Below are 26,714 nucleotides of genomic sequence, written 5' to 3'. Positions count from 1 at the left end.
TTTTCTCGCAATCCCTCTCAAATATCATGGAGGGTTGTGAGAAAAAATGTGGAGCCGATACTAGGCATAAGGTTCAGTATCTTGAAAAAGTAATATGCTTAAAGTTTGTTTTTAACTTAGAATTCCGTGCGGCCGAATCAGGAGAATGCTATTTCTGCCAGCCTTTAATGCAGTTAGATTTGGGGAGCCAGCCTGTCAGGCATTATTTGAAAGAGTGTCTATCCGAACTCGCATAAAGATGAAAGGATATGTTGCAGTCCAGAAGAAGCTGTTAACCCTTTGTTATGCCTTATGGAAAAAAGATGTCAATTATGATCCTTTATATCATTCCCAACATGTTAAAGAATTTGATTATCAGGATATAAAAATAGTCCCGACCAGCAGGACTACACAGGATGTATCGGCTTAAAAAACCGGCACTCCTTCATAGGACAAATTTATTAAAAAAATTCTATTTTATATGTTGCTTTTCACGACAGTACCAGCGGTCGTATTCTCATAGTCAAATTTAGTTGAATTATAAATTTGCCTATTTCTGCCTCCAAACAAATGTAGCAACGTCAATTGTTAGTTGCTTATTATTGGCAATATATTATCCATATGATAAAATGAGCGTTTGACCGCAATAGTCTTATTATAAAAAGCAATATCGAATATTCTGAATCGCAACGGGCCCGTGATCACCCTGAAACATAATTGGGCCCAAAGCACGTTCGTCTTCAAATGCAGCGGATCTGGTGGGGCCGGTTACGTCTACGTTCTCTTGCACCGTTACGCCGTTCAGTTCTACTCTAATGAATTTTGCATTTGCGGTTTTCTGACCGTTTTTATCAAATCGTGGAGCCTGGAACTTGATTTTGAAATGCTGCCAGGCGCCCGGCTCTTTGCATGCATTTTGCGTCGGCGCATTGCCTTCGAAGCCTTTTTTGGGAGAACGGCTTTCATCCCACCGCTGGTAAATGCCGCCGCAATCATAAAAGGCGGGTTTCTCCACGCCCCAGCTATCGAAAATCTGCACTTCATAACGGCCTTGCAGGTAAACGCCAGAATTGGACTGCTTAGCTACGGCAAAATCGAATTCCAGTTCAAGATCGCTATGCTGCATTTTGGTGAACAAATGCCCCGTATCTGGCTTGACGGGCAGCGCAAGCAAAATGCCCTCACCAGGTTCAAAGCTTTTTTGGTCCGAGGTCGGGCTGAAACTGACACTTTTCACCAGTTTCCAGTTGCTGGTGGTAGGCTCAAATTCCGTTAGCGCATGCAGAGAAATGGCATGAGAGCTGCCTTTTTTTTGCGCCGCACTTTCTAAAGAACAGAAAAGCATGACGCATAGCAGGCTGATGAAGGAAAACTTCATTTTGTTAATGGGTTTGGATTCATTTGTAAGTTTATTGCCTACTGAGCGCTTATACTTTGTATTTCCTGTAAATCGCTCCCCAGGGTTCACGCATCACACGGGCACGTAGCTGATTGGCAGCAAAGTTTTCTACAAACTCTTCTTTTTCCGGATTCCATTTCAGATCCTGGTTGAGCAGCAAGGCAATGTTTCCCAAATGGGCGACAGTGACCGAACGATGGCCAATTTCGGCGGGTGCAGCCGTCGGTTTTTTCGAGATTACGCAATCCACAAAGTTCCGGTAATGGTTGTCACTTTTGTATAAATGAATTTCCTGGTCGCCGATTACCGTAGTATCGATCTTTTCAGGATTAACTTTATAACTGCCTCTTGATACCCAAATCTGACCTTCCGAACCGTGGAATGTAATGCCACGAGGCGCCTGGGCAATGTCCGAGCCTACGATTAATTTGACACCATTTTCATAGATGCATTCAAAATAAAATTCCACTGCCGTATTCCAGACCGGATCTTGCGACCACTTCGCCTTGGCGTTTTTCACCTGAACGGGGCCGGTATGATCCGTTCCAATTCCCCACTGCGCAATGTCCAGGTGGTGCGCGCCCCAGTCGGTGACCATCCCGCCCGAATAGTCCAGGTTCCACCTGAAATTCACATGTGTCCGCGCCGGACAGTATGTAGCCTCGGGAGCCGGGCCCAGCCAGGTTTGGTAATCAAAATCCTTTGGCACAGCAATTGGCGCAGTCTGATTTCCTGTCTTACCAAAATCAGGCGTTCCGCCGGGCAAGCCGCAAACCACTTTTTCCAGCTTGCCAATCCTGCCATTTCTCACCAGTTCGCAAGCCCGGAGAAACTCCGGTCCGGATCGCTGCTGGCTGCCTGTTTGGAACACCACCCCGTATTTCTTTACTGCGTCGCTCATTGCACGCCCTTCCGAAATGGTCAGTGACAATGGTTTCTGGCAATACATGTGTTTCCCAGCTTTCGCCGCCATCAGTACTGGGATCGAGTGCCAGTGGTCGGGTGTAAGCACAGCTACGGCATCAATGTTTTTGCTATCGATAACTTCCCTAAAATCAAGAATCCCTTTGGTCGATTTGTAGGTTTTACCATTCTCTTTGGAATAAAAATCATCCACGAGCTCCATCAGATACTCGCGCCCCCCCATCTTTCCATCCCAGTAACCTGTGCTTTTTTTGTTGACATCACAAATGGTGGTGACCTGAACCCGCTTGTCGGGGAGGAAACCTTTAACATCATTTTCGGCCTGGTTTCCCGCGCCGATAAATGCTAGGTTAATCCGGTCCGAGGGACTAACAAATCCATTTTTTCCAAGTGCCGAAGCGGGAATCAATGTAGGGAATGCAATCGCCGAGGTTGCGGCGCCGGCGGCGTTTTTGATAAATGCTCTTCTTTTCATATTTAATTATTAAGTCGGATTAATGATCCTGATGTCTTCCAAAACAGTCAATAACCAGGATTTTGGCCGCTTTTTAACATTTCAGGATTGCTGTCCATTTCAGCAACCGGAATTGGCATTAGCAAATGTGCGGCTACGTCAAATCCCCAAAGCGTGTCGTCGTATTGTGGCCCCATACCGAAATCCGTCTTTTTCCAGTTTGCCAGATTAATGAACCCGGCCTTATGCCAGCGTTTCAGATCAGCCCACCGAATTCCCTCCTCTCCTACCAGCTCTCGCATCCGCTCATCCATAATGTTCTGCATGGTTACAACCGACAAGTTCGCCGGAATTGCGGCCGGCGTTCCGGTTGCCGTTGATCTTCTCGCCCGAGCCCGGATGTCGTTTACCTGTACAAGAGCCTTTCCCACCTGATTTGTTTGTAAATAAGCCTCGGCCGCTAATAATTTAACATCCGCCAAGCGAAGAATCCGCGTATTATTGATGGAATTAATGTTCGCAATTCCCGCATATTTCCCTCTTTCACCATTGATGTACTTCACCATTTGATAGCCACCATTAAATGAAAATGCCCCGCTTGCTTCTTTAATAAAGGTTTCTGCGATCCGAGGGTCGCCTCTTTGAAACACATTCACCATTTTTCCAGTCGGGCCAACGATCGTTCCCTGATTGGTAAAATTGTTTTCAAAGTGTTTGTAAAAAGCACCCATCGTGCCCACGGCATCTGTGAAGTCATTGTCGAGCCAAGGATTTTCTGCGGTTTTCAAGCTTGCCTGGAATTCAAATAAAGATTCCTCATTGTTTTCAAAACGGTAATCAAAATTTTCGCCGAAATGATTGGTCAGTTTTCTTGAACTGGAAATCCGTTCAAAGGCCGCGATTGCTTTTTGATAATCCTGCGCATTCTTTCCATTATAACAAGCCTTAGTCACATAGCATTTGACCAATAATCCATTGGCAGCATCCTTTGTAACCCGTCCTGATTCGGTGAGCGGCCAGCTTGCAGGCAGTAGTGTGGCGGCACTTTCCAGATCGACAATCGCCTGGTCGAGCATTTCCGTTCCTTGCGACGGATTGTAATAAATGCCAGACAGGCTTTTTACGCGTTCCGTAATTACTGGCGCTTTGCCCCACCAGTTCCATAGTTTATAGAAAGCCCATGACCGTAGAAAAAGCATTTCGCCTTTATTCTGGTCAGCCATGGCTTTGTTTGTATAAATATCCATGTTGCCGTCAATGATTTCCAGCATCGTATTGGCGCGGCTATTCAGCTGGTAAAGCCGGTTCCAGATGAAATTAACATCGGCATCAGAACCATTTAAACCCTTGAAATTGTCCATTTGACTCGGGTTGTTCGACATCAGATCGTCGCCTGGCAGCAGCCATAGTTTGTGCCTGGGCGCATTGGCATTGTACCCATATAAGTCTGTAATCTTTGCATACACAGCCAGCACACCACGTTGCATCCGCTCCTGATCAGAAAAGTACTCCGACTCCAACTCTCTTGTAGGTTTCACATCCAGGTTCCGGTCACAAGCGCTGCATATAATCAATGCTACCATGACGTATTTGATAAATCCAAAGGGTTTCATATACCGTTCGATTTTAGATTAAAATTTTACACTCAGGCCGAGGTTGAAAACACGCGGTTCGGGACTATCATCATTTTCCGGATCCAGCCCGCTCCATTTTGTTAGGATAAAGCCGTTGTTAACACTCAGATACATCCGAAGCGAGCTAATGCTTTTTAAAGGTGCCAAAAGTGCCTTCGGGAAAGAATAACCCAGCTGTGCATTTCCAAGTTTGAAGTATGCTGCGCTTTCTACGTAATAGGACGAAACACGCATACTCCCATTCGGATCGTTAACAATCGCCCGGGCAATGTCTGTATTGGGATTTTCCGGTGTCCAGGCATTGAGTACGACCACACTCCGGTTGTTACCGCGGGTCGCAGTGCCTTCCATGGTTGCCCTCGCGTAGTTGTATTTTTTAACATCACCCACACCGAGGAAGAATACAGAAAGGTCAAATCCCTTATAATTCAGCCCCAAATTGAAACCGTAGTAATATCCCGGAATCGTTTTACCCAAATAGGTCCGGTCGTATTGATTGACCGTTCCATCTGCGCCGGGCGTGTAGAATTCATAGCCTTTGCTCAAATCCGGCGCGCCGTTGAGATCATTGAAATAGCGGTCCCCGGGTTGGAATGTTTGTGTAATGGTAATATCCTTTGTCTTGCTATTATACTGGTCTACCTGACTCTGGTTTTGAAAAATCCCGCCAGCCTGATAGCCATATACATAGTTCATTGAATAACCCGGTTCAATGCGCATATCACTGGCGTTGAGCGGAATACCTTTGAATGTGCTCAGTACCCGGTTTTTTACAGTCGTCAGGTTCGCGCCAACATTATATCCCAGATTTCCTATTGATCCATTGTAATTGGCGGAAAATTCGAATCCGGAATTCCTGACAGAAGCAATGTTATCAACTGGATTTTCCTTACTTCCTACACTTGGCGGAATGTTTGTTTCCTGCAAAATTCCGTCCGTTTTCTTGTCGTAATATTCTGCTGAGAAAGAAAGTTTTCCCAATAATTGTCCGTCAAATCCAATGTTTGTAGTCGTGATTTTCTCCCATCCCAGATCCGCATTAGGAAAAGAAAACATAGCAGCTCCTACCCCATAATTACCAAGTCCGTTGCCCCCCGGATTGGATCCGAATGCATAAGTCGACCTTTTTTCGACCGGCGAGAGATAAGCCAGCGGACGCACTTCCTGATTTCCCAGCTTGCCCCAGCCTGCGCGGAATTTGAGGTCCGTCAGCCATTTATTATTCTCCAAAAATGGCTCGGAAGTAATGCGCCACGCCACGGAAGCCGACGGGAATGTACCCCAGCGGTTTTTAGGTGCAAACCGGTTGCTACCGTCCCGGCGGACCGTGGCATCGACATAGTATTTGTTTTTGTAATTATAACTCACCCTGCCCAGCAGGCCTTGTAGCGCCCAGCGAAACAGTTCGGATTCCACCATGGTGTACTGGTTTTCCCCCCCGAGCTTGAATAAGTGTTTTTCAATCGTGGACATGTAGTCGGTGGAGGCGGTCACATATTTGGCTGAGTACCGCTGATCCATTCCGTTCAAAAGCAGGTCGAAATTGTGGGCGCCGAATGCTTTATGGTAATTAACCGTCAATTCTTTGATCAAATTAAAATTGGTGGTATACCGCTCCTCATAAGATCCTAGCGATTTGCCGCCGCCTTTATCGGTTGGGCTACCGGCGTAGACAAAGTATTGGCCCGTATAGTTATTAAATGAAAAGCGGTCGTGCTTGTACCAGTCAATGCTGACAGAACCTTTGACAGATAATCCTTCGATGGGCGTAATTTCAACAAATGTATTGCCAAGATTCCGGATCGAATTATAATCCTGCGTGTTAAACTGTGTTTGGGCAATGCTATTGGCGCGCGTTCCTTCGCCATAGAGTTTGTCGGTAGACCATACACCCTGCTCATTGTAGCCTTTTACAACCTGTGCAAAACCCTGCAAAATCGGTAGTCCGTTGGGATCGTAAATGGGCTGCCATGGCGGTGTTTCGGCGGCGCTTGTCAGGCCGGATTGCATATTGTCTTTACCTTCGACATATGCCAGCCGATAATTTATGCCGGTTTTGAGCCAGTTATTGATCTTCGTATCCAGCTTCGCATTGAAAGAATAGCGGTCCAGCTTCTCAGCGATGAGCGTGCCTTCTGTGGATGTGTACCCAGCTGATACATAATAATTTGTCGCCTGCGTTTTACCCGAAACCCGCACCGAATAATCCTGTGTTACTGCGTTTTTGTTGATTATGGGTGTCTGCCAGTCGTAGGTATTCTTGGTACTGCCGAGATATCCCGGACTTTGCGGGTCAAACCATGCGTCCAATGCAAAGCCGGGATTAGCTGCGTAGGATTTTTTGTAAAAGTTGGTATATGACTGTGTATCCATCACATCCCATTTCTTTACTACATTCTGAACACCGTAGCGCGTATTGAATTCGATCATCGGCTTTTCGGTCTGGCCACGTTTGGTCGTGATCAGGATGACACCGTTTGCTGCACGCACACCATAAATGGCGGCGGCTGAGGCATCTTTCAAAACTGAAATCGATTCAATATCATTCGGGTCGATCATGGTCATAATGTTGATCGGGCCACGCACGTCTTTGACCCGCGCGTCCTGCCCCTCGATTCCTCCTCCAAGTTCAGTAATAGGAATGCCATCTACCACGTAAAGCGGATCTGCCACGCCCCAGGTGCCTACCCCGCGAATCCGTACTTTGGGACGTGTCATGGGGTTACCCGAATTTCCTGAAATGTGCACACCCGTCATCCGGCCCTGCATCGCCAATTCGGGCGACATAGCAACACTTTTGGTAATTTCCTCCGATGCAATGGTTGAAATAGAAGTCGTTACGTCCCTTTTCTGACGGCTTCCATATCCCACCACAACTACCTCTTTCAAGCTCTTTTCGTCCACAGCCAGCACCACGTCAATGGAGCTTCTGTTTCCGATAACCATTTCCTGACTAATATAACCCACAAATGAAAACACAAGTGTCGCCTCATCATCAGGAACATCAATTGAAAATTCCCCTTTTACATCTGTTGACATTCCCTGCTGGGTGCCTTTGATAATGATGTTCACGCCTGGCAGACCCTCCCCATTTTTATCCGTCACTTTCCCGGTTACATTCCTCGCTTTGGTCTGGGGTATTTCCGGCTTTGGCGTTTCTGTCGGCGCCATGGGCACATTATCGCCCGACAGAATAATGTAGTTGTTCTTTTTCCTGGCGTAACGAAGCCCGAGTGGTTGCAATAGTTCTGTCAGACTGGCCTCAATGTTATTTTGCAATCGCAGCGCATTGGCAGGAACCATCAGGTTTTGAAGATTTCTTTCTTCAAATAAAATATCCACCCGATACTGCTCCTTCAATTTTTCCAAAGCATTAACCAGGCTAATCATTGGGGCTTGAATGGATCTTTGCGGCCTCAAATCCGATTGCGCCATTAGTTGCGCGGAAACAGGTGTTTTCCCGGCCAACATTAGGAGCATGGAACACAGAAACAGAGATCGGCACCGGAGCCTTTTTCGTAAAATATGCATCATCGTGAACATGTTAAGGGATTAGGAAATGTAAAACGGAATGAATCACTTGATGTGTGCTTCTACCTAAACAGATACAAAAACCGCGAAGTACCCTAATTGAATTGAGCTATTTTTTCGTAATAAAATGCAAGCAAAAAAGCAATGAGCTATCACAAGGTTGACAACCCGTTCGTCTTTTTTTATTCTGAGCTATTGCTTGGGCTTTTGAAGAGTATAACCGTCTGCTGTTTGTATCAATTCCAACTCCATCATTTCACAAACGGCTTCCAGCAAATCCAATGTTGATTCGGCTTGGAAAGTTCCGGAGACAGTCCTGGTCAAAAGTTCAGGCTGAATAATACGAACGTTGATGCCATATACGTTATTTAATTGCTCAGCTACTTCTTTTAAAGAAGTGTTCTTAAACATAAACTTCCTGGACTGACTTTTCGGCTCATCTGCTAGGTGCGGAATAGTCTCTTTTTGGATTCTTTTTTCATCTGAAACGGTCACTTGGTCCCCCGGTTTCAGCATCAGTGGTTTTGATGCCATCGGGTTGGTCAGCCGGATACTGCCCGTTTTAAGGAATACCTTGGTAAATTTTTGCCTGCTGCTAACTATGAATTTAGTCCCCAGAACCTCGATAGCGGTTTGGTCGGGTGTGTAAACAATAAAACGTTCCGCATTCGGCAAGTGAGTCACGTTGAATTCCGCATCGCCCACCAGCCAAACATAGCGGGTGTTTTCACCGAACCAAAACCGCGGATATTTTAAAGACGAATTAGCCCCTAATTGCACTTGTGAACCATCATTCAAATGAATAGAAAGTGTTTGTTCATTTCGGGTGCTCATGTTTTTGTAATACCAAAGATCTTTGGCAAGCCAGATGCCAATGATCAAAATTGCGGATGCAGCCGCTGCCGATAGAAAACCTTTTATCCGTTGCCAATGCGGCCGGACAGTTTCTGAAACTGGATTGACCGGACTTATCTCCTGGTTCGATTTAATTAAAACACATTCATCCTTTCCATGGACTAAGCGTGCGAAGTCAGCGCGGGCTCCATCCAGGTCTGCCTGAAATTGTGGAAATTGTCTCTCCCATTCATCCAGGTAAGTAAAATAGGCTTCGGCCCCTTCGTTCGTGTTCAGCCAGTTCTCAATTTGCTGTCGTTCCATAGATGTCGACCGGTGTGCAAAATGGGCAAACACCATTTCTTTTGTTATCTGAGGGTGTGATTCATTCATGGCTTAATGCTTTACGAAAAACCGTGAGCGCCTTAGTCAGGTGCGCCTCGACCGTTTTTAGTGATATATGTAGTTCATTTGCAATTTCCTGATTCTTGCGTCCTTCAAACCGGCTTAATAAAAACACGCGGCGTACGGAAGGGCTTAGCGCAAGAATTACCTTATCAATGCGCTCCGCTAGTTCGTCGAACTGAACCTGGTCGGATGGATGCGACGCCTGGACCAGCAATTCCTCCGTAAGATATTGCTCAACAGAGATCGTTGTTTTTGCTTCTCGTTGTAAATAGAGCAGACAATTGTGCCGTACCGCACGGTATAAATATGCCCGGTAAGTATATTCGATTCGTTCAAAAATACGCTTTTGCCAGAAAGTCTTAAACAGTTCCGCCACGATATCTTCCGCTACCGCCTTGTCATAGACAAACCGAACTGCCTGACTACAAAGCGGCTGGTAATACCGCCGAAAAAGCAGATCACAACCCTGGTAAGCGTCAGCGACAAAAGCCCTGCGGATCAGGATCTCATCATCTGGCCTAATTACCCCATCATTATCCAGCGACAGTGGGGTATCTGCATTCTTATCATCCTTGTCGGGATTCAGGGTTACCATGGCTTACATACGTTGCGTCAATGGCTAGATACAAAAAACGCGCTGCACCCTAATTCACAATGGCATTTTTTTGATTTCCATTGTCAATGCATGCTATTTTCAAAACATTACCTCTATAATGTACTTTCCTCATGTTGTTCCGGAATGTTTAGAAATTCTAAAAAATAGCTGTCTTTGAATACATAAACAACTCCTGCTTATTCCGTTTACTGCCGGGGCTAGTTGTAGTTCCTAAGTATTACACCTTCAATGTGCCACTACTAATTTGTCGTTTAAGTTGTTTGACCGAATATTTTTCCTGGATAGAAAGGCGCATATAATATTCCCGCTCTACGCTGGTTTAAGTTTGACCTTCCCCCACAAAACTAGACATTTGAAAAATAGAAAAATTAGATCATTTATTGGCATCCCTATCCGATCAAGCCGCAAAGAGAAGTAATTATCTACCCAGTTCAGAAATCCTTACTTGCTCTACGGAGCTCTCCTAGTAGCTACTGAACTGAATACTTGAAATATGATTGATTGGGTTGTCGTAAATACTACATGTAAGGTTTGTTGTGGAGTGGCATAGCACCGGGCCAATTCTGAGTCCCATAGATTAAGAAATCATTTAAGCAAATAAAGCATCATTTGCTAACAAGCAAATTTTTGCATTGTGAATAGTTAACCGATTCTTACAGAATAAATACATTTTCTCCCATTGTGTTATTTGTTGCCGTCCTAAAAGCAAAAGTTGTGTGTCATCAAAAACGATTGTAATTCTGAGACACAAAAACCGAAGGACTAGTTTTCTTTGTAACTAATAACATTTAGTTCCTTCAGAAAGTTGAAATAGATGCTCTTTCTGTTCGGCAATTAATTAAGGTAGATTTTCAAATCGAGCAGTTAGTCATCACCGTTCGTTTTGGAGGAGGCAAGTACCCTTTCCTTAATATCTTCTATGTATTTAAACGAACGTTTTTATAAATAACTGGATTTCGCAGATTTCATGCTTAATTCATTGTTTATTTTGTTATGTAAAATAACAAAATGTATTATATTTGATTTTGTTAAGTAATGTAAACAAATGATCAAAATTGGCTACGCAAGGGTTTCAACACAAGAGCAGAATCTAGACCTGCAACTTGATGCTTTGAAAAAGGAAGGTTGTAAGCAGGTCTTTACTGATAAGATCTCCGGAGTAAAAGCAAGTAAGCCCAATTTCGAAAAGTTACTGGAATACGCCCGGCCAGGTGACACCATCGTAGTTTGGAAATTGGACCGTCTGGGCAGGAGCACAATTAAGCTCATCGAGCTGATTGAAGAATTGAAGCAGAGGGGAGTTAATCTGAAATCACTTTCAGAATCTATTGATACAAGCAGTGCAACGGGCAATCTGTTTTTTCAATTTATGTGTGTGCTTGCTGAACATGAACGTAACATTATCAGAGAGCGGACAAAGGCTGGATTGGAATCGGCACGTGCGCGGGGAAGGGCCGGAGGTCGGCCGGCAGGTTTAAGTGAACGCTATCGCAAGATTGCTCCTGAGGTCAAAGAGATTTATGATAAGAAAAGCAGAAGTACGGATGAGATCAGAGAAATGTTCAAAATAAAAAGCCAGCCCACACTCTATAAGATCTTGAAATATGCAGGCGTAGATGTGAATGGATTTCTTAAAAAAAGAAGATGATAATATCAGCTTATAGATTTTAAACGAAGGCGAAAGTTGTCACTATTTAAGCAAAAACAGATTCTTGTGACACTGTCGCAACATTTGAGTTGAAGCCATTAAGTTCACCGGGCCAGTGTAGGGAGCAAAGTAAAACAATAAAGCCTGTGGCTTACATTAAAGGTGGGAAACCATTTTCGGTAAACTGCCAGGTGCAATTGTGCTGTTGGCAATGATTACATTTCAACATTATAATCTTAAGGACTGGATCCTAACTTAAATTAGCCTGGGTACGCTATCTAACAAAAACAACTATACCTGCTCATGGTCAAGCAAGGAAGATGTCTCCTTTCTCCAACCTTGAGATTTGCTTAACCAGATCAGACCTTTTTTCGATATTGTCTTCCTTGTCCAAAGCCTTGCGAAGCTCAACAAACTGGCTGGCTGCCCGGGTAAAGTCATCTGTTGAAAGAAACGATTGTAGCCATTCAGCAAAATCTTTCAGTTCTGGTTGCTGGTGATTGTATTGAAAGTATTGCAGAAATGACTCGTTTTCTAAATTCGTACCTTCCCACATGTCAATGGGAACAATAGGCCGCTCCAGGAATTTGTCGATCACATAGTTATTGGAGCAAAAGGTTTGAAAAGCTTTTTGGCCTGCCTGCTTGATCTGACCTGCTTTGTATAATAAAATGGTCCACTCAAACAGAAAGTCTGGGATACCCACATCGTCCGGAAAGTTTTTTGAAAACCATTTTGTGTATTTTAATCCGCCAGCATAATCCGCCAATTGCACATAATACGTGGTCGGCAAATACCTCAGGCCACGACTGTCATCATAACCGCCAAACTTCCTTTTCTCCGCGGCCAGAGTTTTCTTAACCTTTTCAATTTTTAATCGAAGCCTTTCAATCTGTTTTGGTGTCATGAGGCCATTGTTTGTTCGATGGTGACAGCTTTGATTCTCTAAAAGACAATTGCACTTGCAGCCTAATATAGCCTGTTACGAAATAATTGATTCAACCCTGCATTTTTAATTGGATAGTGCCTTAACTTCTTATTCCAGTGATTTGTTGGACTTTGTGAAATGTGACTTATGGTAGGACCGAATGACTTTATCATATTCCTCACTACTTTTTAGCTTTCTGCTATTAGCTAGAAATTCAAACAGCTTATCACATCCTTCGTCATATAGATAGAACCTTTCGAAATGCTCATCCGTATATATTTTCATGGCCTTGTTTCCAATCCAACCCATGTAGGCATTATAGCGATCGAGATTGAAACTTTTAATCTCTTGGAAGAAAGTGTAGTCGGCCATCTGCATACTTTTTATCAGATAGTTACTATTTTCATATTGGCTTAACAAAAAGAAAAAATGATCGGTTGGGTTGCATTATTTGCCGGTCAGTACAGGCCATTAAATGTTTATAAATATACATAATGTCTAAATTACAGATTGAGGAACTTTCCGGAAAATTAGTTGTGGTAATAAATTACCAGACGACTTATGTAATCGTCAAGGTAGATGGAAATGAAATGCGTATAAATTTTGACCATAAGCAAGAGTTTAAGCTTGTAAAGGGAAAGTCTGGACAACTTCAATACTTGGATGAACATCCATTATTGATGAATTACAATGAGCAATCGATATCAATGTATATAAATTCAAAACCAGAGAACGCAGCAAAGTTAAATTCTGAAATTCAACTAGCAGTAGATGAATTACTTAAAGGATGGAGAAATTGGGACAGTTACTTTTTAGATGTGCATAGTAGGTCATCTATTGAAACGTTTAAAAGCAATCTGCTTTCCGGTTCTGGAAGAATATTTGAAGGTCCAATTACAATAGCAAATAGGGTTATCGCAGTTTTCGAAAAGCATAATGTCTTGACAAAAAGTTTTCCAGGCCTTTTGAAGCAAAAGCAATACAGATTATTATTAATTGAAAATAACTATGTAATTGCAAATGCCTTTGAAATTGTCTATAAATGAAATACTGCTTTTGTATTTATATTATATTCTAAAACGTTTGTCTCAAAAATGGATAAAATAAATATTAATTGATGAATCCGCGGGAATATTACAAAAAGACTCGAAATGCTCTTAGCTACGGAATTCTAAAAACTACAATTCATGAATTGTTATTGGGAGGAGAATTAGAACTTGCGGATGAAGTTCAGATCAATATGCAAAAGAATCTAATTGTGAAGCCACCACTACACAATAGCATTTCGGAACTTGCAAGCAATCATTATCTTATCGAAATGAGCTCTGATGATATTGATAGAATAATAAACTTCTTCTTTGAGCTGGAAGCAAATTCTGTTATTGCTTACGGAGAGGGAACACCAAAAACAGCGCTATATTCGTCTCTAGTCGATTCTTGGTCTATGATGAGAGAAGTGTCCACTTTGAAAGACTAGATCTTGATTTGCATGGACTAATTGAAACAATGGTTAACAATGAATTTGTATCAGTAATAAAATAAAATTATGAATGTAACCGTCTTAAAAATGATGTGTAAATTAATTTATCACTGATTCAGTCCAATATGGTAAATGTAGAATATTTGATCACTAACAGTGGGGATTCAATTATAGATAAGTATTCATATTCTGACGGAATCTTGAAAATTACATTAAATGTAACTGAAGTCGATAAAAAACTAATGTTACTAATTAAGTCAGAAAATTTTTCATTTGATAATTTTTACCTGGACAATAAAGAAGACGTATATAGAACTTGTAGAATTCAAATTCAAGAGCTATCAAAAGTGCTTTCTGTTGAGAATGGAATTTACATGCCAGCTTCCTCATTTGGAGGGATAATGCAAGAATCAAAGTCAAATTATAATTTAGCATATGGAAGGAAAAAATCAAAAGTAAACTATATATTCTCTTTGACCGGGTATGATACATTAATTTCTTGTTTGATATTCGATATAAACAGTATCAGAATTGAGGAATTAAGTTAGAAAGATGGTTTCTTAAAATAATTAGTTAGTCACAAAAACGAAAGTAAGTTGCCTATGGACAAATTTACGTGTCCGTGTTGTGGATATAAAACAAATGATGAAGAACCAGGACATTATATCATTTGCCCTGTTTGTTTTTGGGAAGATGATCCATATCAAAGAGAGTATCCAAATGATGAAGGCGAACCTAACCGAGTTTCGCTAAAAACTGCCCAACAGAATTTCATAGTTTAGATCAGATGTAATCCCTGGTTTTAATTGTTTCACAATACTCGTGGAGTTCACTCCTTCCGTGAAATTTGATTTCGCAAACAACAATGTGAAATCAAGAAGTGATCCTTATGGGAAGATAAATCAATGAAAGGCCATGTACCATTTAAATGATCGTTTTCGCAAACAAGCAAGTAATGCTATTCTGATATCGTCAGCTTATTGGACTTATATGCATATAGCTAAAGAATCGAGATTAAAGAGGAACAAGCAATTGTTAGGAACAATAATTTGAATCAACTGTTACAATTTCTTTATTTAAAACAAAATTCAACCTAATTAATCCACGGTATGCATAGGCTATTGACAATAATTTTTTTTTACTTTTGTTTTATAAACGTCTCCTTTGCACAGTTTGGAGTCAGTGTTCATCAATCCAATTTACCCTTTATTGGTTTAAATTATGAGGTAAATGAACGGTTTGTTCCGGAACTACGCTTGGGTATGGACACGCGCCTGAATAATATGTCAGTAGAAGCAGTAGCTACTTATCAGTTTGTCAATAAAGAAGACCATGAAATATATGTTGGATTGGGTGGCCGCGCTAATAATTTAGCTGGACTGGTCATACCTCTAGGAGCTCATTTTTTCCCTTTTTCATCAAAAAACTTTGGATTTCATATAGAGTTAGCACCAATTATTGCGGATGGCTCAACGATTGTTCGGGGAAGTTGGGGAATACGGTACCGCTTCAGACAAAAATAAGTAATTGGTCAAAAGTCAATGAGACAGTTAATATCAAAGACAATTCCTTTTGTTCAATATTGTGCAACAAATAATGGTAGTTTAAGACCATTAATGCATGTTTTTGCTTTGAGCAACCAGATACGAAATCAGCACTACCATGTTAACTGGTATAAAACAAGCCACAATTACCATAATAGCCTGATCTGAAAGTTTTTCCACCAGATAGGCAAACAGAAGGAAACAGATACCAATTAAAATTAAATAACCTCCTGCCAGGCGTGCTGTCTTGTCTTTGTTTAAGTGTACACCTGCCGGCACATTGTTCAGCCAATGGACCAGCCTAAAACGCCAGATACAAAATCCAAACAGCGTAATTGAAATGCCAATCGATGCCAGTAACCAGTTCATACACTCTTCCTTTTTATGCTGTAAAGTAAAAGATTCTTTAACCCCGACATACCATTGAAAAATCCGGTAATTACCTACATACCTACTCGTGATTATTCATTAATCCAGCATGTAAAATCCTGGCATCATATAACAAAATTATCTCATCAATACTTCCTTCCTAGCTTTTGTAGAAATAATGTGTTCTATTCTGATTTAAGAGATTTTACCGGATTAGCTGCCGCTGCTCTAAAACCCTGAAAACTGATCGTGATGACAGCAATCAGCAATCCTGTAAAACCTGCAAGTGCAAAAACCCACCAGCTGATTGGAACATGATAAGCGAAATCTTCCAACCACCGTTTCATAATCACATACGCAATCGGCGATGCCAGCAAAACCGAGATTACTACCAGCATAAGAAAGTCCTTGGATAGCATCGTAACAATATTCATTACTGTTGCGCCAAGCACTTTTCTGATACCTATTTCTTTTCTGCGCTGTTCCGCTGAAAAAGTTGTAAGACCAAACAGCCCAAGGCACGCAATCACAATAGCAATTCCTGTGAACCAATAGACAATGTACCCGGTCTTTGCTTCACTTATATACATTTTATTGTAAGTGTCATCCAGGAACGCATATTCAAAAGCGCGGTTTGCCCTATATTGATTGTAAACATTTTCTGCTTCAGATAAGGTATGTTTGAGGTCAGCGTTTTTACTTAGCCTGATATACAGATAGTTATTGAATAATGTATCGCTTCTCATTTGCAATGCCATCGGACTTATTTTCTGATTCAGGGATCTGAAATGAAAATCCTTTACAATGCCAATAACGTCTGCTTTTGTTGTAAAACCCAAATCCAGCGTTTGATTGTAATTGCCGGCATTAATGCCTAATTCACGTGCTGCGGTCTGGTTAAGTACAATCCCTGCCCTGGAATTTTTTCGAGGGCCAGCTAACCACTGGATACGCATGGTTTTTACAAACTGTTCATCAACTAAAAAGGAGTTAACGCTAAGCTTTTTATTACTATCTGATCGTTTCAACTCCCATATATTGCCATAAGGATGATACATTAGCAAAGAAGAAGAGGTAACAGATTCCACACCAGAAATGCGCTCCATCCCTTGCCTTATTTCCTGGTAATGTTTGGACAAACCATCCTCATGATCCAGAAAAACCGTCACAATCCTATCCCTGTCAATACCCAGCTCTTTACTGTGAAAAAGCTGCATTTGCTTTGCAATCAGAACCGAACCAATGATCAGACTAATAGAAACTGTAAATTGAAAAACTGTAAAAACTTTCCGTACACTTGCAGCATTGCCTGATTTACCATAACTACCGCTGAGAATTTTTCCCGGGGCCAATTTGGAAAGTAGTAATGCGGGGTAACTGCCGGATAGCAAAATACTTAGGACATAGAAACCAATTAAAGGAAAAGCAAACCAGGAACTTGTCAGAAAAGATGCATCTATGCGTAGTTCAAGGGAAGTATAAAAGTAATCCTTCAATGCAAAAAATGCTGCAATTGCCAGTGTAAACGCAATGGTCACATACAAAACCGACTCAAGATAAAATTGCGAAATCAAGGCAATACGCTGGCCACCTACTACTTTTCTGACAGATACTTCACCTGCGCGGGCGGAAGAAGAAGCCGTTGTAAGATTGATGTAGTTTACAAGTGCCAGTGACAAAATCAGCATGCCAATCATGGAGAAAACAACTGCTTTCTGCCGGGCATTTTTATCAATTCTTTCAAAATGAAGGTCGAAAAGAGGAAACAGTTCATAACGGTCTTTTTTATCCTTTATCCTGAGACTGGAAGTAAGCAGTGAGGGGATTTTACTGGCTACTATATCCTTGGACTCTGAGTGGTTTAAAAGAAAATAAGTATTGTAACTGCCTGTAGCACCAATGCTGCTTACCTGTTCTTTAAGCTGCTTTTTATTAAGATACCCTTTCATCTCTTCTGTTTCATTTGCCCGGTAAGACATAAGGTCACCAAGAAAATCAAACTGTATCGATGAATTAAAAGGAAGATCTTTCATTACGCCAACGATTTCGTAGACATGCTTTTTGTCATAAGTAATTATTTTTCCCACCGGGTCCTTATTGCCAAAGTACTTAGCTGCCATTTTTTCGGTCAGCACCATTGTGCCCGGACGCGTCAATGCCGTTTTGGGGTTTCCTTTTATAAACTCAAAAGAGAATAGCTGCAGAAATGCATTGTCAGCAGCAACAAACCCTGACTCGTAGTACTTATGAAGCGCGTCGCTTTCTACAAGCTTGCTGTAAAAACTAACATCCGTCACGCGGCCAAAACTCGCTACTTCCGGGCATTGATCCTTGACAGCCTGGCCAAAACCATAAGACATCCAGGGAACGTAATAAGATTTATCACCTTCATCGTGAGAAAACTCTACTTTCACAATCCGGCCACCTTGCTTATGAAAACGGTCATAGCTGTACTCATTTGCCACATAAGTGGCTACGAGCAAAGCCGCGGTCAGGCCAATGGATAAACCACCAATGTTGACAATGCTGATTACATAATGTCTTTGAATGTGCCTGAATGCAATTTTTAAGTAATGAAGAAGCATAAACAAGAGTAAAAAGTGAATTTAAGAGGCAAATGAATAATATATCTTCTATAAGGATGCTGGCAATGCTACTGGGTTTAAAGCCCGATATTAAGTCTATCAAAAACAATAAGCATCATACTATACGGCAGTACTTCATAGATACTCTATCCTGAACTTTTTATTCTTTTAGCACTTTCAGTCGCCGCTTCTCAGGCTTTTACCCGGATTCTGAATGGCTGCAATAAAAGAGCGGTAAGCCACGGTACAAACTGCAATAAACAAGGAAGCCATAAATCCGATTATAAAAATCCCGATTCCCGGCTCTACGCGTTCAGGAAATTCCATCAGCAATCCAATACTTGCAAAATGGGCCAATGGGGCTGCAATGGCAAAGGAAATTCCGATCAGCAATGCGGATTCTTTGGTAAACATCATCATGATGTTTGAAATAGTAGCTCCGAATACTTTCCGTACCCCGATTTCTTTTGTACGCTGAATGGCCATAAAGGAAACAAGGCCGTATAAACCCAGGCATCCGATAAAAATGGCCAGAAAAGAGGCTGTGCCCAGAATGGAAAACATCATATGGTAAGATCCGTATTCCCGGTTCAGTATGTCTTGCATATACTGGTATTTAAACAGGTATTGCGGATATACATTTTTCCATGCCTTCTCAATGCCTGCCAGGGTTTCAGCTGCATGCTGATCAGAGATCTTTATGGCAACTCCTGCGAATTTGGAAGGGTCATAAACAATGCTGACAGGATCCACTTTACTGCTCAGGGATTGGGTGTAAGAATCCCGGATAACTCCCCGGATCTCTACTGTTTTGCCATTCAGAACATAGGTTTTCCCGATTACTGATGCAGGGTCTTTAAAACCCAGCGTTTTGACAAGCGTCTGATTAACCAGAACCTGTGAACCCGGCCCGGCAGAAACAGAAGACAAATTCCTTCCGGCCAGCAATTTCATCTGAAAGGTATGGATGTAGGAAGTGTCCGCGTAGCTGAGAATGCTTGTATAGCTGTTTTGCTTTTCGGTACGTATTTCACCGGTCTGGTTACCCATATTCCCAAAACTGTAGCTAAGCAGTCCTTTGACTTTTTGCAGTTCAAACCCTAGCTTTTCGTGCTGCTGCTTTTCATTTCCCCGAAGCGCGGGAATGACCACGATTGTTTTGGGATCAAAGCTTACCGGCCGGTCTTTGAACTGGTTAACCTGGTTGATCATAATGGCTGTTACGATGATCAGGAGCTGGGCGCCGGCAAATTGGGTAATAACCAGCGCCCTTCGGATGTGCAAACCTTTGGATTTTCCTGTAAACGTCTGCGATTGGAGCGCCACAACAGGCTTGTAAGCTGACAGGACAAACGCAGGATAAAAGCCGGCCAAAAAGGTTACCACAACGGTTATGCCTGCAACAAACAACAAGGCAGCAGGATCTTTTATCCAGTCAAACTGGTAGTCTACCCCATATAACTGATTAAGATAAGTTAAACTTTCCTGTGCCAGAACGGCCCCTGAGGCAACAGCCAGCAATGTGATGATAAAAGCCTCGGTCATATACTGCATGATCAGGTGCAGCCGGCTACTGCCCATTGTCTTTCTGACACCTACTTCCCGGGCCCTTTTTAATGATTGTGCCGTTGCCAGATTCACAAAATTGATACAGGCAATCAATGCAATCATGCCGGCCATAACAGATAAAATCACCAGCAGCGGCATGGGAAAATCGTAAGTAAAACTGGTATAATCGTAATTACGGTCATGGTTGTCTGTGAGTGCCAGCAAAAAGAATGTTGTGCTTTTTGCAAGGTCATTATCCAGGTATTTACGGGCAATTTGTTTAAGCTGATGATCAATCTGGCCCTTTTGAGTTTTTGGGCCAAACACCACATACGTTGCAGCGGCACTTACGGCCTCCCAATTGTTGACTTGGCCCGGCATAAACTGGCCCAGTGAAGGATACGATATCAACATACTGTATGGATGGTCCGTATTCGAAGCAGGTGCCTTGACGATTCCGGATACAGTCAGGTTTAACCTGTTTTCTAAAACAAATGTTTTACCCAAAGCTCCATTAAGTCCGCCTAGGAATTTTTGGGCAAATTTGTCGGTAACGACCACCGTGTTAGGTCTGGTTAAAGCTTGTGCTTTATTGCCAGCTATCCAGACTGCATCAAAGACATCAAAATAGTACTGATCTGCGAAAAAGGCATATTTGTCTTCAAAAAGGTTATTTTCTTTGGAAAACTGGTAAGCCTTAAGGCAATAGACACCCGTTACCTGTTCAAGCCCGGAAACTTCATTCCGGACAGCCTCTGCCAGGGGTGTGTAGTTGCAGCCATCAAACCGCTCACCAGCTGATGTCTTTTGATATAAGTTTACCCGGTAAATCCGGTCTACCTTGCTATGGTAATCATCAAAGGACGTTTCAAATTGGACGATTGCGAAAATGACCAAACAGCAAGCCACTCCCACGGCCAAGCCCAGCAAATTGATGAAGGTGTATAACCTGTTTCTTTTCAGGTTCCTGATTGCTGTAATAAAGAAGCTTCTGAACATACCAATCAACTTTAAAACTGTAAAAATAAAATGCACCCTTGAAGTTCTTGCCGAGAATTATACAATTGTTGAAAGGGCTACATTGGTAAACTTCTTACTCGCTCCGTAATGATTTCACGGGGTTGGCCAAGGCGGCTTTTACACTTTGAAAGCCTACTGTCAGCAGTGCAACAAGGACTGTTACCAAAAGTGCCAGCAGGAAAAAGGCAGGATTGAGATCAATTTTGTATTCAAAGTTTTGCAGCCATCCTTTAAGTATCCACCAGGCAACGGGTGCAGATACTAAAAAAGCAATCCCGATCAATTGCATGAACTCGCTGCTAAACAGCCATAAAATACTACTTACACTTGCGCCCAGTACTTTGCGTACGCCGACTTCTTTGGTCCGCTGTACGACCATAAACAAGACCAGTCCGTATAATCCCATGCAGCCAATCAGCAGCGCAACTCCGGCAAAAAAGTTGATCAGCCGGCCCATGGTCTGTTCTTGCTGATAGTTTTCCTGGATCTGGTCATCTACAAATGCAGGTTCAAAAAAATTATCCGTATATACCTGGTTGTAGACTTTTTCCAATTGGTTCAGAGCCCGGCTGTAATTGGCAGAACGAAGCTGGATATTGGCCGAATAATAGCCTGTGGCGTAGGTGGTCAGAAACATCGGACCAATCCGTTGTTTGAGATCCCGCTGATTGAAATCTTTTAACACACCAACAATTTCCAAAGGCACAACCCTTCCATCCTGTACCCGCTTGTGCAGAAACTTGCCAACGACTTCCGCTGGTTGGATGAATCCCAAACGCTTTGCAAATGTTTCGTTGATCAGTACTTCCCGTAATGTGTCCGAAGGTTGCAGGTTGCGTCCGGTAACCAGTTTCAACCCGTATAAGACTACATAATTTGCATCAATCCAGGTTTGCTGCGTTGCATAAGGTTCATCCTGAGGCCGGGTATCAAACCGCACAGTTGTTTCGCTCGTCCAGCCCGACTGCGGTGGCCCGCCCATAGAGTAGCTGAACTGCCCTACATCCGGCAGCGTCATAGCCAGGTTTCGGAACGCATTCATTTTACCCAGATCCTGCACCGGAAGGTTTGGCAAACCCACTGTTACAATGGCCTCTTTACGAAAACCCAGATCTTTTTCCTGAACGTAATTCAGCTGGCTGGCCACAACAATCAACCCGATGACAAGCATCTGAGATATGGCAAATTGCATGACAACGAGCCCGCGCCTCAGGGAAAAACCACCCGCCTGCTGTACAGTCATTCTTCCCGCCAATGCGACAACCGGCCGGAAGCCGGCTACGATCAGGGCCGGATACAATCCCGCAAGTACAATAACCAAAGCAACAAGAAGTGCCACCCATCCAATTACAGACGGTGAAAAGTAAAATGTGAAGCGGAAAGAACCATGAAGGTATGTATGTGCCAGCGTCTGGCCATATTGAAATATGCTTATTGCCAAAGCCAGAGCCACCAGTACTATAAGCGCCGTTTCTCCCATAAATTGCCAGAACAGTTGCGGTTTTGTGCTGCCCAGTACTTTCCGCACGCCTACTTCCCGTGCACGTTTAAGAGCCTGCGCGGTAGCAAGATTCACAAAGTTGATACATGCCGTACCAATCAGCAAAATGCCAGTCAAGATCAACGACAATAACAGAACCTGGCTTACACCTCCGTATTCAGGCGACAAGTGCATTTGGCCAAAAGGTATGGCCGGATAAGTTGTTTCCTTGATTTTTCTGGGGTTATATTTTTGCAGAAATGACGGTAGTTGCCTGTCCCAGTCTGCAATTGTAAAGCGATCGTTGAATAAAGCGAAACAATGCGTGCTTCCATTGGTATTGTCAAATGGCTCGTTTTCAGGACGGATGAAGAGCTGCTCTTTCAGTGTTCCCCAGGAAACCATAACAGAATATGCCAGATCCGTATTATCCCTGTAATCCGCAAATATCCCTACTACGCGGGCGGGAACACGGGCATCAAGTTTTACCACCCGGCCAATGACATTGGTGGTCGTACCGAAACATCTGCGCGCCATTTCGGCGCTCAGCACAACTGTGCCGGGCTGATCCAGATCTTGCGGGCCGCCTGCCAGCCAGGTATAATCAAAAATGCGGAAATAGGCCGCTTCGACAAATGCACCTTTGCTGTTTTTGTCCTTGATTTTCTTATCCGCCTTTTTACCGTCGGGTACCGTTACCATCGGCGAGTACCACTCATCCAGCATCGCAATGCTTTCCAGCTCTGGATGTTCGTTACGTACGGCCTGACCAAATGCATATGGGATCCCCTGAATCCTGAAGTCACTGGCAGAGGAGCTGAACCGGGAAGTAAATTGATAAATGTGATTGTAATTACGGTGGTGCCGATCGGTTTGATAATGGAAACGGGCCAAAGCGAAAATAAGCATTGCGCAGCCCAGGCCCAAAGATAACCCTGTAATGTTGATGAACGCATAAGCCTGATTCTTGCACAGATTACGCCAGGCAATTTTAAAGTAATTTAATAGCATAGAATACTTTTTTTAACATAATGGCTGCAAGTCAGTATTGTTCATTGAACTCAGCGAGCCAATTATCATACCATGAGCCAATTGCTGTTTAATGCTATGTATAAGGCTATAAACCTGAAGAAAACTGTACGTTTTTGAACAATCATTGTTCGATTTTGTAAGAATTATAAGCCAGGTAGGCGTTGTACTCAAATGGATTGTATGAGCAGAAAACCTTACTATTTAAGATCCAATTTTATCGTGACCGTATTGGCATGCAGTCGCACGAACAGATCATCTAAAACAGTGCGGGTTACAATAAATCAGGTTCAATGCTCACCACATTATCTTCACGATCCATCCTTCTTGGGATAAAGAAAGAATTGTTAGGACCCGGGTCATTACTCGCCTTGCAGGCTTTTCACAGGATTAAGCATTGCTGTGCGAATGGCTTGGTAGCTCACTGTTACCAGGGTAATTGCTAGTGTCCCCAGGCAGGCAGCTGCAAAGATCCATCCTGAAATCCGGGTATGATAAGCATATTTTTCTAGCCAGCTATGCATCACATACCAGGCTATGGGCATGGCTAACAAGCAGGATACGGCTACCAGAATGACAAAATCTGTGGAAAGAAGCTGCCATAAATTGGCAACCGATGCACCCAGCACTTTACGGATACCAATCTCTTTTGTGCGCTGCTCTGCGGTAAAGGACGCTATCCCGAATAGTCCGAGGCAACTGATCAAAATGGCCAAAGCTGAAAATACCGCTGCCAGCTTGCTGATCCTTTCCTCGGCAGCAAACTTTAAGGCATACTCCTGATCTACAAACTGGTAATTAAATGGCGAGTCCGGGGTATATTTCTTAAAGACTGTTTCCATGTTCGTTAATGCTGCACTGGCACCGGCGCCCGGCCTGAGCCTTGCCGTGATGAACCGGCCACCTTGGGGATGAATGAAAAAAATGGACTTTTTGACCGGCTCAAAGGGTGATTCCATGATCATGTCTTTGATCACGCCGATGATCTTAAACGGCTTCCCATCCCAGGTTATGGTTTCTCCAATCACTGTATTTAAATCCTTCCCACCAAAGCCCATAAACTTTACTGCCGATTCATTTACCACAAACCCGGCAGAATCACTGGAAAAGGTTTTTGAAAAGTCACGGCCTGCCCTAAACTCCCACCCTACTGTTTTCCCAAAATCATGCGAGATCCCGATTGTTGCAAACTTAGACTGCAGTCCCGGATCTTTGCCTTTCCAATCAAAACCAACGTTAGCTGAAAAAACCTCAGTAGGTGGCATAGCCGAAGTTGCGAGTGAAGTCACACTTCCTGTTTTTACAAGATCATCGAGTACCGCATCAAAATGCTGGTGAATGTCCTGACCATTTACCAGCATAGTCACTAGGCCCTGTCTGTTGTAACCAACAGGCCGGTTTTTGGCATGAAGGATTTGCTTGTATACAATCACGGTTCCAATAATCAGAGTGATCGAAACGGTAAATTGCAGTACAACCAGAATTTTCCGTGGCAGTGTTGCCCTTAACCCCAAAGGCGTCCATTTTCCTTTGAGTGCTTTTACGGGCTGAAAAGAAGACAAGTATAAAGCCGGGTAACTGCCTGCAACAAGGCCGGTCAAAAGCCCGAATGCAAGGCCGCTTACTAGAAAAACGGGGTCTTGCCAGGGAATAAGCATTTGCTTGTCGGCAACTGCGTTAAATGTGGGCAAAACAAGCCGGGCAAGCACTAACGAGATACAGAATGCAATCAGTACAACCAGAAACGATTCACTAAATAACTGACCAACCAATTGCATGCGCATAGAACCTATTGCTTTTCGGATCCCAACTTCTTTGGCTCGCTTCTGTGAACGTGCAGTACTCAGATTCATAAAATTAATGCAAGCCAAAAGCAATACAAATACACCAATTACGCCAAAAAGCCAGACAAACTGTATTCGTCCTCCCACATTATGCCCGTTTATCCATTCAGAATACAAGTGCCACCGGCTCATTGGTTGTAAAAGGATTTGCGGTTTGAATTTAAGCTCATTCTCATCCGCATTTCTAAGTTTAATGTCCCTGATTTTGTTAGCAACGCTTGCTAAATGGTTGTCCTTGGAAAGCTGCACCAGGATTTGAAAGGAACTGTTCCCCCACTCACTGTTTTTCACTGCTTCTTTCACCCAGTCTGTAGAGGAAACAAACAGATCAAACGGTGCAATGAACGCCAGTTCATGAAATTCCGAGTTGTAGGGAATGTCCCGGTAAACCCCGACTACTTTCACATCCAGGTCTTTATTGATCTTCATCATTTTATCCAAAGGATCAGCATGTTTGAAAACCGCTTTTGCCGTCGATGCCGAAAGCAGGATTGTGGCTGGATCTTTTAACCCGGAAGCACTTCCTTTGATCATTTTCAAGGAAAGCATTTCTGCTGCCCCGGCAGACATGAAATTACCCGGCTTTGTAAAACTGGATCCACGATAAGCCAGTACATGCCTTTGCAGCCAGGAGGTAATTACCACATGGCTGAAATCCGCTTCAAAGTTATTTTGCAATTCTTTGAATAAAGGAGCTGGAACGTTACTGCCCGTATTTACCTCGCCATTCAGGGTTTGCTGCTGCATGATGCGCGCAATACGCGGGTAATTTGAATGGTATTTATTGTAAGAACATTCGTCATAGATCCACAAGCCAATCAACATGGCAACGGTCATGCCGGCAGTAAGCCCGCCTATATTGATTGCGGCGTAAGTCTTGCTTCTGGCCAGGTTGCGCCAGGCTATTTTAAAGTAATTTCTGATCATAATGGCAGTACCAGATTTTACAACCAAAAGGGAACAATGAGAAGTTACTTACTCTCTTTCATGCCGATTAAACTATCAAGTTCTGTCAAAAAGTATATCCAGAAATTGAAACTATATAATCAGGCAACCAGGGTGACCATACATAATTATTGAAAATCAAAATACAGTTGCCAAACAATTGATTTTTCAAGCATCAGGTTTGTTCGCTATCGAACATAAAGAGCGGTAACGCACATTATTTTCTATCCCAAAAAATGATATATTGCTATAAAACAGAATGTTACATATTGGCATAACATTCATACAGGTAAAGGGATGTACCAAATTACTTGGCAATTGCCTTTACCTATATCCTTTCTGTTATGAACCATTTACTATCCTTGTTTGCTGCCTTTGTAATATTAACTATAATACCTCTACAAATTCAGACCACTTGTTTAGTTAAAACTTAGTAACTTAAACAAGGATAAAATAATGAAAAAGATGCGTAGAAAATTTGATTCATCATTTAAGGCGAGAGTGGCTATTGAAGC

Annotated in this window: 19 protein-coding genes; 7 read left to right on the top strand and 12 right to left on the bottom strand. The window is 42.8% G+C overall.

Annotated elements, in window-relative coordinates; all coding sequences use genetic code 11:
* The coding region (locus FEM33_RS26740) for a hypothetical protein (protein WP_229214263.1) at positions 1 to 236 on the top strand (236 nt) is incomplete at its 5' end.
* Between the two features lie 398 nt (positions 237 to 634).
* Here the strand turns inward: FEM33_RS26740 and FEM33_RS15440 are convergent.
* The 6 genes from FEM33_RS15440 to FEM33_RS15415 all read right to left on the bottom strand — a co-directional run bounded on the left by FEM33_RS15440 (position 635) and on the right by FEM33_RS15415 (position 9,758).
* Positions 635 to 1,357, bottom strand: a complete 723-nt coding sequence (locus FEM33_RS15440) for a 3-keto-disaccharide hydrolase (RefSeq protein ID WP_139012925.1) — start codon at positions 1,355 to 1,357, stop codon at positions 635 to 637.
* Between the two features lie 49 nt (positions 1,358 to 1,406).
* Positions 1,407 to 2,777, bottom strand: a complete 1,371-nt coding sequence (locus FEM33_RS15435) for a Gfo/Idh/MocA family protein (protein WP_139012924.1) — start codon at positions 2,775 to 2,777, stop codon at positions 1,407 to 1,409.
* A gap of 47 nt (positions 2,778 to 2,824) precedes the next feature.
* A complete protein-coding gene (locus tag FEM33_RS15430; RefSeq protein WP_139012923.1) occupies positions 2,825 to 4,369 on the bottom strand; it encodes a RagB/SusD family nutrient uptake outer membrane protein in 1,545 nt (514 codons plus the stop codon).
* Positions 4,370 to 4,387: 18 nt separating this feature from the next.
* Positions 4,388 to 7,780, bottom strand: a complete 3,393-nt coding sequence (locus FEM33_RS15425) for a SusC/RagA family TonB-linked outer membrane protein (protein WP_161597147.1) — start codon at positions 7,778 to 7,780, stop codon at positions 4,388 to 4,390.
* A 333-nt stretch (positions 7,781 to 8,113) separates the two neighbouring features.
* Positions 8,114 to 9,148: a FecR family protein gene (locus FEM33_RS15420; RefSeq protein WP_139012921.1), complete on the bottom strand. Its 1,035-nt coding sequence runs from the start codon at positions 9,146 to 9,148 to the stop codon at positions 8,114 to 8,116.
* Positions 9,141 to 9,758, bottom strand: coding sequence for an RNA polymerase sigma-70 factor (locus FEM33_RS15415; RefSeq protein ID WP_139012920.1), 618 nt, complete (start codon positions 9,756 to 9,758; stop codon positions 9,141 to 9,143). The genes FEM33_RS15420 and FEM33_RS15415 overlap by 8 nt, the downstream gene beginning before the upstream one ends.
* Before the next feature lie 1,066 nt (positions 9,759 to 10,824).
* Here FEM33_RS15415 and FEM33_RS15410 point away from each other — a divergent pair.
* Complete coding sequence (locus FEM33_RS15410) at positions 10,825 to 11,427, top strand: recombinase family protein (protein ID WP_229214262.1); 603 nt, start codon at positions 10,825 to 10,827, stop codon at positions 11,425 to 11,427.
* A gap of 307 nt (positions 11,428 to 11,734) precedes the next feature.
* Here FEM33_RS15410 and FEM33_RS15405 read toward each other — a convergent pair whose 3' ends face one another.
* Positions 11,735 to 12,334: a hypothetical protein gene (locus FEM33_RS15405; RefSeq protein ID WP_139012919.1), complete on the bottom strand. Its 600-nt coding sequence runs from the start codon at positions 12,332 to 12,334 to the stop codon at positions 11,735 to 11,737.
* A 515-nt stretch (positions 12,335 to 12,849) separates the two neighbouring features.
* Between FEM33_RS15405 and FEM33_RS15400 the strand changes: the two genes are divergently transcribed.
* The 5 genes from FEM33_RS15400 to FEM33_RS26735 all read left to right on the top strand — a co-directional run bounded on the left by FEM33_RS15400 (position 12,850) and on the right by FEM33_RS26735 (position 15,358).
* Positions 12,850 to 13,401 (top strand): hypothetical protein, encoded by a 552-nt coding sequence (locus FEM33_RS15400; RefSeq protein ID WP_139012918.1) that lies wholly within the window; start codon positions 12,850 to 12,852, stop codon positions 13,399 to 13,401.
* A 71-nt stretch (positions 13,402 to 13,472) separates the two neighbouring features.
* Positions 13,473 to 13,832 (top strand): hypothetical protein, encoded by a 360-nt coding sequence (locus FEM33_RS15395; protein ID WP_139012917.1) that lies wholly within the window; start codon positions 13,473 to 13,475, stop codon positions 13,830 to 13,832.
* 128 nt (positions 13,833 to 13,960) lie between these two features.
* A complete protein-coding gene (locus FEM33_RS15390) occupies positions 13,961 to 14,383 on the top strand; it encodes a hypothetical protein (protein ID WP_139012916.1) in 423 nt (140 codons plus the stop codon).
* A 54-nt stretch (positions 14,384 to 14,437) separates the two neighbouring features.
* On the top strand, positions 14,438 to 14,617 hold the full coding sequence (locus FEM33_RS27060; RefSeq protein ID WP_139012915.1) for a CPCC family cysteine-rich protein: 180 nt from the start codon (positions 14,438 to 14,440) through the stop codon (positions 14,615 to 14,617).
* Between the two features lie 480 nt (positions 14,618 to 15,097).
* A complete protein-coding gene (locus FEM33_RS26735; protein ID WP_229214261.1) occupies positions 15,098 to 15,358 on the top strand; it encodes a hypothetical protein in 261 nt (86 codons plus the stop codon).
* A gap of 90 nt (positions 15,359 to 15,448) precedes the next feature.
* Here the strand turns inward: FEM33_RS26735 and FEM33_RS15375 are convergent, their stop codons facing one another.
* From FEM33_RS15375 to FEM33_RS15355, 5 genes are all read right to left on the bottom strand, one after another.
* Positions 15,449 to 15,748, bottom strand: a complete 300-nt coding sequence (locus FEM33_RS15375) for a hypothetical protein (RefSeq protein ID WP_139012913.1) — start codon at positions 15,746 to 15,748, stop codon at positions 15,449 to 15,451.
* A gap of 185 nt (positions 15,749 to 15,933) precedes the next feature.
* Entirely contained in the window at positions 15,934 to 18,333 is a 2,400-nt protein-coding gene (locus tag FEM33_RS15370) for an ABC transporter permease (protein WP_139012912.1), read from the bottom strand.
* A gap of 177 nt (positions 18,334 to 18,510) precedes the next feature.
* Complete coding sequence (locus FEM33_RS15365) at positions 18,511 to 20,880, bottom strand: ABC transporter permease (protein ID WP_139012911.1); 2,370 nt, start codon at positions 20,878 to 20,880, stop codon at positions 18,511 to 18,513.
* 94 nt (positions 20,881 to 20,974) lie between these two features.
* The gene (locus tag FEM33_RS15360) at positions 20,975 to 23,392 is read right to left on the bottom strand and encodes an ABC transporter permease (RefSeq protein WP_139012910.1); all 2,418 of its coding nucleotides are present in this window, start codon (positions 23,390 to 23,392) and stop codon (positions 20,975 to 20,977) included.
* A gap of 380 nt (positions 23,393 to 23,772) precedes the next feature.
* Positions 23,773 to 26,181: an ABC transporter permease gene (locus tag FEM33_RS15355; protein ID WP_139012909.1), complete on the bottom strand. Its 2,409-nt coding sequence runs from the start codon at positions 26,179 to 26,181 to the stop codon at positions 23,773 to 23,775.
* Between the last annotated feature and the right edge of the window lie 533 nt (positions 26,182 to 26,714).

This window comes from Dyadobacter flavalbus (assembly GCF_006149045.1).
Taxonomy (GTDB): domain Bacteria; phylum Bacteroidota; class Bacteroidia; order Cytophagales; family Spirosomataceae; genus Dyadobacter; species Dyadobacter flavalbus.
Note: the sequence above shows the minus strand (reverse complement) of the source record. Positions and strands in the feature narration are given on the sequence as shown.